Origin of the sequence: Streptomyces sp. NPDC005784 (genome assembly GCF_042871525.1) — a bacterium.
GTDB lineage: Bacteria > Actinomycetota > Actinomycetes > Streptomycetales > Streptomycetaceae > Streptomyces.
The window spans coordinates 427,211-441,097 of sequence record NZ_JBIAIQ010000001.1 but is presented as its reverse complement, the minus strand read 5'-3'; the positions used below and the strand labels follow the sequence as shown (position 1 = coordinate 441,097).

Below are 13,887 nucleotides of genomic sequence, written 5' to 3'. Positions count from 1 at the left end.
GAGTCGGAAATCCGAACTCGCGGAAGGCCGTGGGCCCGTCTTCCTGACCCGCCGGACGGCGCGGGTCGGGAATCCGGACCCGCGACGGCTCAGTGAGTCCGGGAACCGAACCCGCGACGGCTTCGTGAGTACGGGAACCGAACCCATGGTGCGGCCGTGAAGCCGGCGCACCAGACCCACAGGGAGGGCGCGTGAGCGGCAAACCCGAACTCAGGGGGCGGGCCGCCCGGCTCGCGCGGCTCCTTCCGGCCGGGGCCGGGCAGGCCGCCCGCACCCCCTTCGTCCTCCTGGTCGTCCTTCTCCTCGGCGGCGGTCTCATCGGGCTCCTCGTGCTGAACTCGGCGCTCAGCGAAGGGGCGTTCCGCCTCGACGACCTCCAGAAGGAGACCAAGAGCCTGACCGACGAGGAGCAGGGCCTCCAGCGGGACGTGGACGCCTACTCCGCCCCCGACGCCCTCCAGCGCCGCGCCCGCGAACTCGGCATGGTCCCCGGCGGCGACCCGGCCTTCCTCAACCCCGACGGCACGGTCAAGGGCGTCCCCGGAGCCGACGGCCAGCAGTCGGCCGCACGGGCCCCGATGATCCCCCCGCCCGAGGTCCTCGCCCCGGTCCCGGCCCGCACCACGAGCCCGGCCACCAGCCCGGCGCGGAGCGCGGCACCGTTTTCCGCCTCGACGTCCGTCCCGGGGCAGCCGTCCCCGGGCGCGCTCACCACCAGGGCCCCCGCCCCGTCCACGCAGCCCTCCACAACCCCCGGCAGGTGACGGAAGTGTCCGACAGGGAACCGCCGCGCCGCCGAGTACCCGGCCCCGCCAGGCCCGTGCGCCCGGGCGGCCGGAGCCGCCCCGGCCCGGGCGGCCGCCCCGTGCGCCGCCCGGCCGCGGACCGCTCCGAAGGCCCGCGCGTCATCCGGCTCGGCAGCCCCCGACCCCGCCTGCGCATGGTCAGCCTCGCGCTGACACTGGTGATGATCGCCTTCGTCGTCCGGCTGCTCCAGGTGCAGGCCGTGGACGCGAGCACCTACGCCGCGAAGGCCGAGCAGAACCGGTACGTCGGACGCACGCTGGCCGCCGAGCGCGGCGGGATCACCGACCGCGACGGCGTCGAGCTGGCGACGAGCGTGGACGCGTACGACATCACCGCGGACCCGACGATGTTCACGCGCGCGGCCACCCATGTGGGGGACGCTCCCGAACAGGCCGCCGCTCTCCTCGGCCCGATCATCGGCCAGGACGTGGACACCGTCGCCAGGAAACTGCGGACGAGTAACACCCGCTACACACTCCTCGCGCATCGCCGCACCCCCCAGGTCTGGCAGCAGATCAAGGACCTGAAGAGCACGCTCGGGACCAAGGCGGAGACCGACAAGAGCACGGTCAACGTCCTCGCGGGCGTCCTCGCGGTGCCGGCCAGTAAACGCGTGTACCCGAACGGCGATCTCGCCGCCGGGATACTGGGCTGGGTCAACGCCGACGGCAAGGGCGGCGGCGGCATCGAGCAGCAGTTGAACAAGGAGCTCACCGGCAAGGACGGCAAGATCCGTTACGCCCAGTCCGGGGGCCGACAGGTGCCGACCGTGGGCTCCACCGAGACACCGGCCGTGGCCGGCTCCGACGTCGAGCTCACCATCGACCGGGACATCCAGTGGGCCGCGCAGGACGCCATCACCGAGCAGGTGAAGAAGTCCAGGGCGGACCGCGGCTACGTGATAGTGCAGGACACCAGGACCGGCCAGGTCCTCGCCATGGCCAACTCGCCCGGCTTCGACCCCAACGACCTCACCCAGGCCAACGCGGCGGCCATGGGCAACGCGGCCCTCCAGGATGCGTACGAACCGGGCTCCACTGCCAAGCTGATGTCGATGGCCGCCGTCCTCCAGGAGAACGTGGCCACACCCGGCACCCATGTCGTCGTGCCCAACCGGCTGCACCGCGGCGACCGCCTCTTCCAGGACGACATCGACCACAAGACCTGGGACCTCACGCTCAACGGGGTGCTCGCCAAATCCAGCAACATCGGCACCATCCTGGCGACCGGCCAGCTCGGCAAGACCCAGAAACAGGCCAACCAGGTCCTCTACTCGTATCTGCGCAAGTTCGGCATCGGCAGCCACACCGGGCTCGGCTTCCCCGGCGAGACGGCGGGCATCCTCGCGCCCGCAGACAAGTGGTCGACCTCGCAGCAGTACACGATCCCTTTCGGCCAGGGCGTGTCGATCAACGCGATGCAGGCGGCCTCCGTCTACTCGACGATCGCCAACGGCGGCGTCCGTGTCGAGCCGACCCTGGTGCGCGGTACGAAGGGACCCGACGGCCGCTTCACACCCGCCGCCGCGCCCAGGAAGAGCCGGGTCGTGAGCGAGAAGACGGCGAAGACGCTCGCCCAGATGCTGGAGTCCGTGGTGGACGACGAGCAGGGCACCGGCATCAAGGCGCGCATCCCCGGCTACCGGGTCGCGGGCAAGACGGGTACGGCCAACCGCGTGGATCCGGCCACCGGCAAGTACCACGGCTACACCTCGTCGTTCGCCGGATTCGCGCCCGCGGACAAGCCCCGGATCACCGTGTACTGCGCGATCCAGAACGCCACGAAGGGCCTCTACTACGGCGGCCAGATCTGCGGACCCGTCTTCAAGCAGGTGATGGAGTTCGCCCTGAAGACCCTTCAGGTCCCGCCCACCGGCGCCCACGCGGCCCGGCTGCCCGTGGAGTTCAAGCCGTGACCGCCCCCGACCGCACGCCGTGATCAGCACCCACGCACAACGGACCAGGAACCACTCGTGACAACGATCACCCCGGACCCCGGGAACCATTCCTCCCGGCACACCCCGTCCTCGGCCTCGCTTCGCCCCGGCGGGGGTGAGCCCGGTACGCTCACCGCCGTGCCACAAGCTGATCAGTCCCAAACCACCCAGAAGGGCGCTCCTGTGACATATCCGGGGCCGCCACGGCCGGTTCACGTCTCCGCCATCCACCTCGCGGAGCTGGCCGATCAGCTGGGCGCCGAGAAGCCGGAGAGCGACGTCGGGGTCACGGGCATCACCCATGACTCCCGCGCGGTGCGACCCGGCGACCTGTACGCCGCCCTGCCCGGCGCGCGTCTGCACGGCGCCGACTTCGTGACCCAGGCGGCCGGCCTCGGCGCCGTCGCCGTACTCACCGACCCGACGGGCGCCGGGCGCGCCGAGGCCACCGGGCTGCCGGTCCTCGTAGTCGACGACCCGCGCGGATCGATGGGCGAGCTGGCGGCCACGATCTACGGCCACCCGGGGCGCGATCTCCTCCAGATCGGCATCACGGGCACCTCCGGCAAGACCACGACGGCCTATCTCATCGAGGGCGGTCTGCGGACGGTCCACTCCACCGGCCTGATCGGCACGGTCGAGATGCGCATCGGCGACGAGCGCATCAAGTCGGAGCGCACCACGCCCGAGGCCACCGACCTCCAGGCCCTGTTCGCCGTCATGCGCGAGCGCGGGGTCGACTCGGTCGCGATGGAGGTCTCCAGCCACGCGCTGGTCCTCGGCCGCGTCGACGGCTGCGTCTTCGACGTCGCCGTCTTCAACAACCTCAGCCCGGAACACATGGAGTTCCACACCGGCATGGAGGACTACTTCCAGGCCAAGGCGCAGCTGTTCACGGCCAGACGCAGCCGGCTCGGCGTCGTGAACCTCGACGACGAGTACGGCCGCCGGCTCTCCGGGGAAGCCACCGTCCCGGTCGTCACCTTCTCCGCCGAGGGCTACCCGGACGCGGACTGGCGCGCCGAGAACGTCGAAGTCGGCCCGATGGACTCGACGTTCACCGCGGTCGGCCCCAAGGGCGAGCGGATCACCGCCCGCTCGCCGCTCGCGGGCCCCTTCAACGTGGCGAACACGCTTGCCGCGATCGTCGCCCTCGCGGCCGCCGGGCTCGATCCGCAGACCGCCGCGGACGGCATCGCCGCCGTCCCGGGGGTCCCGGGACGGCTGGAGCGCGTGGACGAGGGCCAGCCGTACCTCGCCGTCGTCGACTACGCCCACAAGACGGACGCCGTCGAATCCGTCCTGCGCGCCCTGCGCAAGGTGACCGAGGGCAGCCTGCACGCGGTGCTCGGCTGCGGCGGCGACCGTGACAAGACCAAGCGGAAGCCGATGGGCGCGGCCGTGGCCCGGCTCGCCGACACCGCCGTCCTGACCTCCGACAACCCCCGCTCCGAGGACCCGCTGGCGATCCTCGCCACCATGCTCGCGGGAGCCGCCGAGGTGCCGGCGCACGAGCGTGGCGAGGTCCAGGTCTTCGAGGACCGGGCCGCGGCCATCGCCGCGGCCGTCGCGCGCGCAAAGCCGGGCGACACCGTGCTGGTCGCGGGCAAGGGCCACGAGCAGGGCCAGGACATCGCCGGGGTGGTGCGTCCCTTCGACGACCGCCAAGTGCTTCGCGAAGCTATCCAGCAGACCCAGGGATGAACTTGTGATCGCCCTCTCTCTCGCCGAGATCGCAGCAGTCGTCGGCGGGCAGACGTACGACATACCGGATCCGGCGGTGCAGGTCACCGGACCGGTCGTCAGAGACTCCCGCGAAGTGGAGTCCGGCAGTCTCTTCGTCGCCTTCGTCGGCGAACGGGTCGACGGCCACGACTACGCCGAGGCGGTGATCGGAGCCGGCGCGGCCGCCATCCTGGCGTCCCGCCCCGTCGGTGTGCCCGCCATCGTCGTCGACGACGTGCAGACGGCCCTCGGCGCCCTCGCCCGCCATGTCGTCGAACGGCTCGGCGCGACCCTCGTGGCCCTCACCGGCTCCGCGGGCAAGACCAGCACCAAGGACCTGATCGCCCAGGTACTGCGGAGCAAGGCGCCGACCGTCTTCACACCCGGTTCCCTCAACAACGAGATCGGGCTGCCGCTCACCGCGCTGAGCGCCACCGAGGAGACGAAGTTCCTCGTGCTGGAGATGGGCGCCCGCGGGATCGGCCACATCCGCTATCTCACCGGTCTCACCCCGCCGAAGATCGGTCTCGTCCTCAACGTCGGCACCGCCCACATCGGCGAGTTCGGCGGCCGCGAGCAGATCGCGCAAGCAAAGGGCGAGCTCGTCGAGAGCCTCCCCGAGGACGGCGCCGCGGTCCTCAACGCCGACGATCCCCTCGTACGCGCCATGGCATCGCGTACGAAGGCACGCGTGATCCTCTTCGGAGAGTCCGACGAAGCGGACGTACGGGCCGAGAACGTCCGGCTCACGGAGAGTGGACAGCCTTCCTTCAGTCTTCGCACACCCTCCGGGTGCAGTGATGTGACCATGCGCCTGTACGGTGAGCACCACGTGTCGAACGCGCTCGCCGCGGCCGCCGTCGCCCATGAGCTGGGCATGTCCGCAGACGAGATCGCCCGCGCGCTCTCCGAGGCGGGCTCCCTCTCCCGCTGGCGGATGGAGGTCACCGAGCGTCCGGACGGCGTGACGGTCGTCAACGACGCCTACAACGCGAACCCCGAGTCCATGCGAGCCGCCCTGCGCGCGCTCGCGGCGATGGGCAAGGGACGTCGTACGTGGGCGGTGCTCGGTCAGATGGCCGAGCTCGGGGACGAGGCGCTCGCCGAGCACGACGCGGTCGGACGGCTTGCCGTCCGGCTCAATGTCGGCAAGCTCGTCGCGGTCGGGGGCAGGGAAGCGTCCTGGCTGCAACTGGGCGCATATAACGAGGGTTCGTGGGGTGAGGAGTCGGTGCACGTGTCCGACGCACAGGCGGCTGTCGACCTGTTGCGCAGCGAGCTGCGCCCAGGGGACGTCGTGCTCGTGAAGGCGTCCAGGTCCGTCGGGTTGGAACGGGTGGCGCTCGCGCTGCTCGCCGACGGTACCGAGGGTGAGGTTTCCGCCCGATGATGAAGCAGATCCTGTTCTCAGGAGTCATTGGTCTTTTCCTGACCCTGATCGGTACTCCGCTGCTGATCAAGCTGCTGGCCCGCAAGGGTTACGGGCAGTACATCCGTGACGACGGCCCGCGCGAGCACCACAGCAAGCGCGGTACGCCGACCATGGGTGGTATCGCCTTCATCCTGGCGACGATCATCGCGTACTTCCTGTCCAAGGTGATCACGGGTTATCCGCCCACCTTCTCGGGTCTGCTGGTGCTCGGCCTGATGTCCGGCATGGGCCTGGTCGGCTTCCTGGACGACTACATCAAGATCGTCAAGCGGCGTTCGCTCGGTCTGCGGGCCAAGGCGAAGATGGCCGGCCAGCTGATCGTCGGCATCGCCTTCGCGGTCCTCGCGCTGCAGTTCGCCGACAACCTCGGCAACACCCCGGCCTCCACGAAGCTTTCCTTCGTCCAGGACTTCGGCTGGTCCATCGGCCCGGTGCTCTTCGTGGTCTGGGCACTGTTCATGATCCTCGCCATGTCGAACGGCGTGAACCTGACGGACGGTCTGGACGGCCTCGCCACCGGCGCCGCGACGATGGTCTTCGGTGCCTACACCTTCATCGGTGTCTGGCAGTTCCAGGAGTCCTGCGCCAACGCGCAGACCCTCACCAACCCGGCGGCCTGCTACGAGGTACGCGATCCGCTCGACCTCGCGGTCGTCGCCTCCGCCCTGATGGGCGCCTGCTTCGGCTTCCTGTGGTGGAACACCTCGCCTGCCAAGATCTTCATGGGTGACACCGGTTCGCTGGCCCTCGGCGGCGCGCTCGCCGGTCTCGCGATCTGCTCCCGCACGGAGATTCTGGTCGCCCTGCTCGGCGGCCTCTTCGTCCTCATCACCATGTCGGTGGTCATCCAGGTCGGTTCCTTCAAGCTGACCGGGAAACGCGTCTTCCGAATGGCCCCACTTCAGCACCACTTCGAACTAAAGGGGTGGTCCGAAGTCCTTGTGGTGGTCCGCTTCTGGATCATCCAGGGCATGTGCGTCATCGTCGGACTCGGCCTCTTCTACGCAGGATGGGCAGCCAAGAAGTGACCAACTGGCAGGGCAAGAACGTCACCGTCGCCGGCCTCGGCGTCTCGGGCATCCCGGCCGCCAAGGTGCTGCACGGCCTCGGCGCGCTCGTCACCGTCGTCAACGACGGCGACGACGAAAGGGCCCGGGCGCAGGCCGCGGAACTGGAGGCGCTCGGCGTCACCGTGCGCCTCGGTGACGGCGCGACCCTGCCCGAGGGCACCGAGCTCATCGTGACCGCGCCCGGCTGGCAGCCGGACAAACCGCTGTTCGCCGCGGCCGCCGCGGCGGGCGTCCCGGTCTGGGGCGACGTCGAACTCGCCTGGCGGCTGCGGGAACTGGACGGCAGGAAGGCCGCGCCCTGGCTCGCGGTCACCGGCACCAACGGCAAGACCACGACCGTCCAGATGCTCGCCTCCATCCTGAAGGCGGCCGGCCTGCGCACGGCCGCCGTCGGCAACATCGGCGTCTCCCTCCTCGACGCCGTCCTCGGCGAGCAGGAGTACGACGTCCTCGCGGTCGAACTCTCCAGCTACCAGCTCCACTGGGCGCCCTCGCTGCGCGCCCACTCCGCGGCCGTACTGAACCTCGCGCCCGACCATCTCGACTGGCACGGCTCCATGGAGGCGTACGCCGCCGACAAGGGCCGGGTCTACGCAGGCAATCGGGTCGCCTGCGTCTACAACGTGGCCGACAAGGCCACCGAGGACCTGGTGCGCGCGGCGGACGTCGAGGAGGGCTGCCGGGCTGTCGGCTTCACCCTCGGCGCTCCCGGGCCGTCCCAACTCGGCGTCGTGGACGGCATCCTGGTCGACCGCGCCTTCGTCGAGAACCGGCAGAAGAACGCGCAGGAGCTGGCGGAGGTCTCCGACGTCCGTCCGCCCGCCCCGCACAACATCGCCAACGCCCTTGCCGCGGCGGCCCTCGCGCGCGCCTTCGGGGTGCCTCCCCGGGCCGTACGGGACGGACTGCGGGACTTCACCCCGGACGCCCACCGCATCGCGCACGTCGCCGATGTGGACCAGGTCGCCTACGTCGACGACTCCAAGGCCACCAACACCCACGCCGCGGAAGCCTCCTTGGCGGCCTACGACTCGATCGTGTGGATCGCCGGCGGGCTCGCCAAGGGCGCAACCTTCGACGAGCTGGTCGCCAGGTCGGCGAAGCGGCTCCGGGGTGTCGTCCTGATCGGCGCGGACCGCGCGCTGATCCGTGAAGCCCTGGCGCGACACGCACCGGAAGTACCCGTCGTCGACCTCGACCGGACCGACACTGGGGCGATGCTCGCGGCTGTTCAGGAGGCCAGGGGGCTCGCCGAGCCCGGGGACACGGTGCTGCTGGCCCCGGCCTGTGCGTCCATGGACATGTTCGCCAACTACAACAAGCGCGGTGACGCGTTCGCGGAGGCGGTCCGCGAACTCGGCGCCTGACCCGGTTGCCTGGCCGGGCGAACCTGGGAGGGACGGACGCGTGACATCGCTGTGGCCCGGAGACGCCGATGCCCACTAGCCGGACCGGCCGGCCTCCCGTGCGGCGGGCCGGCCGGCGGCCCGCCGTCGCCCGGGTGCCGCGCGACAACCCCGTACGCCGCCTCTTCACGCGCGCCCGCAAGGCCTGGGACCGGCCGCTGACCGCGTACTACCTGATCCTCGGCGGCAGCCTGCTGATCACCGTGCTGGGGCTCGTGATGGTCTACTCGGCCTCGCAGATCACGGCGCTCCAGCTGTCGTTGCCCGGGTCGTACTTCTTCCGCAAGCAGTTCCTGGCGGCCCTGATCGGCGGTGTGCTGCTGCTGGCCGCCTCGCGGATGCCGGTGAAGCTGCACCGGGCGCTGGCCTACCCGATACTGGCGGGCGCCGTCTTCATGATGGCCCTGGTGCAGGTGCCCGGGATAGGCGTCTCGGTCAACGGCAACCAGAACTGGATCTCCCTCGGTGGCTCGTTCCAGATCCAGCCCAGCGAGTTCGGCAAGCTCGCGCTCGTGCTCTGGGGCGCCGATCTGCTCGCCCGCAAACAGGACAAGCGGCTGCTGACCCAGTGGAAGCACATGCTGGTGCCGCTCGTGCCCGTCGCCTTCATGCTGCTCGGCCTGATCATGCTCGGCGGCGACATGGGCACGGCGATCATCCTCACGGCCATCCTGTTCGGGCTGCTGTGGCTGGCCGGAGCGCCCACCCGGCTGTTCGTGGGGGTGCTGTCCGTCGCCCTGGCGATCGGCTTCGTCCTCATCAAGACGAGCCCCAACCGCATGTCCAGGCTGGCCTGCATCGGCGCGACCGAGCCGGGCCCGCACGACACCTGCTGGCAGGCCGTGCACGGCATCTACGCCCTCGCCTCCGGCGGACTCTTCGGTTCCGGCCTCGGTGCCAGTGTGGAGAAATGGGGCCAACTGCCTGAAGCGCACACCGACTTCATCTTCGCCATCACTGGGGAGGAACTGGGCCTCGCGGGGACGCTGTCGGTGCTCGCCCTCTTCGCGGCTCTAGGCTATGCGGGTATCCGCGTGGCCGGACGCACGGAGGACCCCTTCGTGAGGTATGCCGCGGGAGGCGTGACCACCTGGATCACGGCCCAGGCCGTGATCAACATCGGTGCGGTGCTCGGTCTGCTGCCGATCGCCGGTGTCCCGCTCCCGCTGTTCTCCTACGGGGGTTCCGCCCTGCTGCCGACCATGTTCGCCATCGGGTTGCTGATCGCCTTCGCGCGTGACGACCCCGCTGCGCGGGCGGCTCTCGCGATGCGGCAACCCCGCTTTGGCAGAAAGCGGGGTGCGGTGAGAGAGTCCGCAAGGGCCGCGGGGCCCCGGAGATGGAACACGATGCGACGGCGTGCCTCTGCGGCGCGTTCGTCCGGAGAGCGGTGAATTTCGGTGCATGTCGTACTCGCCGGCGGGGGGACCGCCGGCCACATCGAGCCCGCGCTCGCCCTCGCGGATGCCCTGCGCAGGCAGGACCCGACCGTGGGGATCACGGCCCTGGGCACGGAACGCGGACTCGAGACCCGGCTCGTACCCGAGCGCGGCTACGAACTCGCGCTGATCCCCGCCGTACCGCTGCCGCGCAAGCCAACCCCCGAGCTGATCACCGTCCCCGGACGGCTGCGCGGCACGATCAAGGCTGTCGAGCAGATCATGGAGCGGACCAAGGCGGACGCGGTCGTCGGCTTCGGCGGCTATGTCGCCCTGCCCGGCTACCTGGCGGCCAAGCGCCTCGGTGTGCCGATCATCATCCACGAGGCCAACGCCCGCCCCGGCCTCGCCAACAAGATCGGATCGCGGTACGCGGCCCAGGTCGCCGTCTCCACGCCCGACAGCAAGCTCCGCGGGGCCCGTTACATCGGCATCCCGCTGCGCCGCTCCATCGCCACCCTCGACCGGGCAGCGGTACGGCCCGAGGCGCGCGCCGCGTTCGGGCTCGACCCGAACCTGCCGACGCTCCTCGTGTCGGGCGGCTCGCAGGGCGCCCGCCGCCTCAACGAGGTGGTCCAGCAGGCGGCTCCGTACCTCCAGCAGGCCGGGATCCAGATCCTGCACGTGGTGGGTCCGAAGAACGAACTGCCGCAGGTGCACCAGATGCCGGGAATGCCCCCGTACGTCCCGGTATCGTACGTGGACCGGATGGATCTCGCGTACGCCGCGGCCGACATGATGCTCTGCCGCTCGGGCGCGATGACCGTCGCCGAGCTCTCCGCCGTCGGACTGCCCGCCGCCTACGTCCCGCTGCCCATCGGCAACGGCGAACAGCGGCTGAACGCCCAGCCGGTGGTCAAGGCCGGCGGCGGACTGCTGGTCGACGACGCGGAGCTGACCCCGCAGTGGGTGCAGCAGAACGTGCTGCCCGTGCTCGCCGACCCGCACCGGCTGTACGAGATGTCGCGTGCCGCCAGCGAGTTCGGCCGCCGGGACGCCGACGACCTGCTCGTCGGCATGGTGTACGAGGCGATCGCCTCGCGCCACCGCTAGGACCGCATGAGGGAAGGCAGGGAGCGTGGCCGGACCGACGACCGCCGAGCGCGGTGAACGGCAGAAGCTGGAGTCCGGCCCGCCCCGGCCGCCCCTCATCGGGCGGCTCCGTCGCCTTCGTAGGCTCATCATCCTTTTGCTCGCCGTGGTGTTGGCCGGGTCCGCCGCGGTATGGATTCTCTACGGTTCCCCATGGCTGCGCACAGAGCGCGTATCGACCTCCGGGATGCGGGTGCTGACGGCCGGGCAGGTGCGGGAAGCCGCCGATGTTCCGGTCGGATCCCCGCTGATTTCCGTCGACACGGACGCGATCGGGGCGCGATTGCTCAGGAAATTGCCCCGAATTGACTCGGTTGACGTTGTCCGATCGTGGCCGCACGGAATCGATCTGAAAGTGACCGAGCGTACTCCGGTCCTGATCGTCGAAAAGGGCGCAAACTTCATCGAAGTGGACGCCAAGGGCGTGCGGTTCGCCACCGTTCCCGATGCCCCGAAGGGCGTGCCCGTACTGGAACTGGCGGTGTCGAAGCGGGCCGTGCTGCGCCGCTTCCCCGCCGACCGGCTGGTGCGTGAGGCGGTGCGGATCGCCGCGGACATTCCGGATGCCGTCGCCCGTGACACCCGTACCGTCAAGGTCCGTTCCTATGACGCCGTCTCGCTGGAGTTGACGGGCGGCAGGACCGTCGAGTGGGGCAGCGTCGAGAAGGGCCGAGCGAAGGCCAGGACGCTCCTTGCTCTCATGAAAGCCGATCCTGGGGCCCTGCACTTCGACGTAAGTGCCCCCACCGCACCCGCATCGTCGGGCAGTTGACTCGCATCGATGCAGGCCAGCACCCTGGTTGGGCAGCGCTGTGCCTGATCACATAGGGTGAAAAGAAAAACGGGAGGTTCGGCGTGTTCGTTGAACGCGCGCCACTTGTCGACTTAGTGTCCTGTTCGGAAGAGTCCAAGGAACAGACACACTGGTAACCCTAAACTTCAGCGTTAGGGTTCGGGTCGGCGTTCGGACCGTCCCATTCGGCATCAGTCGTCGGATCGCGAGCACGCGAGGCGACGACACGTAACTCGAGGCGAGAGGCCTTCGACGTGGCAGCACCGCAGAACTACCTCGCAGTCATCAAAGTCATCGGTGTCGGCGGCGGTGGTGTCAATGCCATCAACCGGATGATCGAGGTCGGTCTCAAGGGCGTCGAGTTCATCGCCATCAACACCGACGCTCAGGCGCTGTTGATGAGCGACGCCGACGTCAAGCTCGACGTCGGTCGGGAACTCACGCGCGGCCTCGGGGCCGGAGCCAACCCGGCAGTCGGCCGCAAGGCCGCCGAGGACCACCGTGAGGAGATCGAGGAGGTCCTCAAGGGGGCCGACATGGTCTTCGTGACGGCCGGAGAGGGTGGCGGCACCGGTACCGGCGGCGCGCCCGTCGTGGCCAACATCGCGCGCTCGCTGGGCGCCCTCACCATCGGCGTGGTCACCCGCCCGTTCACCTTCGAGGGCAGGCGCCGCGCCAACCAGGCCGAGGACGGCATCGCGGAACTCCGCGAAGAGGTCGACACCCTCATCGTCATCCCGAACGACCGGCTGCTGTCGATCTCGGACCGCCAGGTCTCGGTCCTCGACGCCTTCAAGTCGGCGGACCAGGTCCTGCTCTCCGGTGTTCAGGGCATCACCGACCTCATCACCACGCCCGGTCTGATCAACCTCGACTTCGCCGACGTCAAGTCCGTGATGTCCGAGGCCGGTTCGGCGCTCATGGGCATCGGCTCGGCCCGCGGCGACGACCGCGCGGTGGCGGCGGCCGAGATGGCGATCTCCTCGCCGCTCCTCGAAGCCTCCATCGACGGCGCCCGCGGCGTCCTGCTCTCCATCTCCGGCGGCTCCGACCTCGGCCTGTTCGAGATCAACGAAGCCGCCCAGCTGGTCAGCGAGGCCGCGCACCCCGAGGCCAACATCATCTTCGGCGCGGTCATCGACGACGCCCTCGGCGACGAGGTGCGGGTCACCGTCATCGCCGCCGGCTTCGACGGCGGCCAGCCGCCGGCCAAGCGGGACAACGTCCTCGGCTCGAGCTCCACCCGACGGGAGGAGCCCGTTCAGTCGCGCCCCGCCGAGAGCCGCCCGTCCTTCGGGTCGCTCGGCAGCGTCACGCCCAAGGAGGTCGCCCCGGAGCCCGCTCCGGAGCCGGTCAGCGAGCTGCCGGTGTCCCCGCCGGTCCCCCCGTCCCGCTCCTACTCGGACAGCGCGGCCGAGGAACTGGACGTGCCGGACTTCCTGAAGTGATAGGACAGCGCTCCGAAACGAGCACCGTGAGCGGCGCCCACTTCGCCTTCACCGACAGGTGGGGCGGGGTGAGCGCCGTTCCGTACGAGGAGCTCAACCTCGGCGGAGCGGTCGGCGACGACCCCGACGCCGTACGCGCCAACCGGCAACTGGCCGCCAAGGCACTCGGGCTCGACCCGGCCCGGGTCGTCTGGATGAACCAGGTGCACGGGCCGGACGTGGCGGTCGTCGAGGCGCCCTGGGGCGCCTCGGAGATCCCCTCCGTCGACGCGATCGTCACGGCGCGGCGGGGGCTCGCGCTCGCCGTCCTCACCGCCGACTGCACGCCCGTCCTGCTGGCCGACCCCGTCGCCGGTGTGGCGGCCGCCGCGCACGCGGGACGGCCCGGCATGGTCGCCGGCGTGGTTCCCGCGGCCGTACGGGCCATGGTGGAACTCGGCGCCGATCCGGCCAGGATCGTCGCCCGCACCGGACCCGCCGTCTGCGGACGGTGCTACGAGGTGCCGGACGCGATGCGCGCCGAGGTCGCCGCCGTCGAGCCCGCGGCATTCGCCGAGACGGGGTGGGGGACGCCCGCGGTCGATGTGACCGCCGGAGTGCACGCGCAGTTGGAACGGCTCGGAGTGCGCGACCGCGAGCAGTCGCCGGTGTGCACGCTCGAATCGGGGGACCACTTCTCTTACCGACGGGACCGCACCACCGGGCGGCTCGCGGGCTATGTCTGGCTGGACTGATGGGG

General features: G+C 70.3%; 11 protein-coding genes. All 11 read left to right on the top strand.

The genetic code is table 11. The features are described 5' to 3' along the window. Nucleotides 1-191 precede the first annotated feature (191 nt). The 11 genes from ACFYR3_RS01920 (at nucleotide 192) to pgeF (ending at nucleotide 13,882) form a co-directional block, all read left to right on the top strand. On the top strand, nucleotides 192-764 hold the full coding sequence (locus tag ACFYR3_RS01920; RefSeq protein ID WP_355850411.1) for a hypothetical protein: 573 nt from the start codon (nucleotides 192-194) through the stop codon (nucleotides 762-764). Nucleotides 765-769: 5 nt separating this feature from the next. Continuing rightward, nucleotides 770-2,722 carry a penicillin-binding protein 2 gene (locus ACFYR3_RS01915; RefSeq protein ID WP_355850408.1) on the top strand — a complete coding sequence of 651 codons (1,953 nt, stop codon included), beginning with the start codon at nucleotides 770-772 and terminating at the stop codon, nucleotides 2,720-2,722. Between the two features lie 204 nt (nucleotides 2,723-2,926). After that, a complete protein-coding gene (locus ACFYR3_RS01910; protein WP_355850405.1) occupies nucleotides 2,927-4,447 on the top strand; it encodes a UDP-N-acetylmuramoyl-L-alanyl-D-glutamate--2,6-diaminopimelate ligase in 1,521 nt (506 codons plus the stop codon). A gap of 4 nt (nucleotides 4,448-4,451) precedes the next feature. Further along, a complete protein-coding gene (gene murF / locus ACFYR3_RS01905) occupies nucleotides 4,452-5,858 on the top strand; it encodes a UDP-N-acetylmuramoyl-tripeptide--D-alanyl-D-alanine ligase (RefSeq protein ID WP_355850402.1) in 1,407 nt (468 codons plus the stop codon). After that, on the top strand, nucleotides 5,855-6,928 hold the full coding sequence (gene mraY, locus ACFYR3_RS01900; RefSeq protein WP_355850399.1) for a phospho-N-acetylmuramoyl-pentapeptide-transferase: 1,074 nt from the start codon (nucleotides 5,855-5,857) through the stop codon (nucleotides 6,926-6,928). Before murF ends, mraY begins: the two co-directional genes overlap by 4 nt. After that, a complete protein-coding gene (murD, locus tag ACFYR3_RS01895) occupies nucleotides 6,910-8,337 on the top strand; it encodes a UDP-N-acetylmuramoyl-L-alanine--D-glutamate ligase (protein ID WP_389281033.1) in 1,428 nt (475 codons plus the stop codon). The genes mraY and murD overlap by 19 nt, the downstream gene beginning before the upstream one ends. Before the next feature lie 68 nt (nucleotides 8,338-8,405). Next, a complete protein-coding gene (gene ftsW / locus ACFYR3_RS01890; protein WP_355850393.1) occupies nucleotides 8,406-9,770 on the top strand; it encodes a putative lipid II flippase FtsW in 1,365 nt (454 codons plus the stop codon). Nucleotides 9,771-9,776: 6 nt separating this feature from the next. Continuing rightward, complete coding sequence (gene murG, locus ACFYR3_RS01885; RefSeq protein ID WP_355850390.1) at nucleotides 9,777-10,868, top strand: undecaprenyldiphospho-muramoylpentapeptide beta-N-acetylglucosaminyltransferase; 1,092 nt, start codon at nucleotides 9,777-9,779, stop codon at nucleotides 10,866-10,868. Nucleotides 10,869-10,893: 25 nt separating this feature from the next. After that, nucleotides 10,894-11,679 carry a cell division protein FtsQ/DivIB gene (locus tag ACFYR3_RS01880; protein WP_389281030.1) on the top strand — a complete coding sequence of 262 codons (786 nt, stop codon included), beginning with the start codon at nucleotides 10,894-10,896 and terminating at the stop codon, nucleotides 11,677-11,679. 275 nt (nucleotides 11,680-11,954) lie between these two features. Further along, the gene (gene ftsZ, locus ACFYR3_RS01875; RefSeq protein ID WP_355850384.1) at nucleotides 11,955-13,148 is read left to right on the top strand and encodes a cell division protein FtsZ; all 1,194 of its coding nucleotides are present in this window, start codon (nucleotides 11,955-11,957) and stop codon (nucleotides 13,146-13,148) included. Then, entirely contained in the window at nucleotides 13,145-13,882 is a 738-nt protein-coding gene (pgeF, locus tag ACFYR3_RS01870; RefSeq protein WP_355850381.1) for a peptidoglycan editing factor PgeF, read from the top strand. Before ftsZ ends, pgeF begins: the two co-directional genes overlap by 4 nt. Nucleotides 13,883-13,887 lie beyond the last annotated feature (5 nt).

Excerpts from the sequence above, each read along its gene's own strand:
- ftsW (WP_355850393.1), top strand. The coding sequence starts at position 8,406 with ATGCCCACTAGCCGGACCGGCCGGCCTCCCGTGCGGCGGGCCGGCCGG.
- murD (WP_389281033.1), top strand. The coding sequence starts at position 6,910 with ATGGGCAGCCAAGAAGTGACCAACTGGCAGGGCAAGAACGTCACCGTC.
- mraY (WP_355850399.1), top strand. The coding sequence starts at position 5,855 with ATGATGAAGCAGATCCTGTTCTCAGGAGTCATTGGTCTTTTCCTGACC.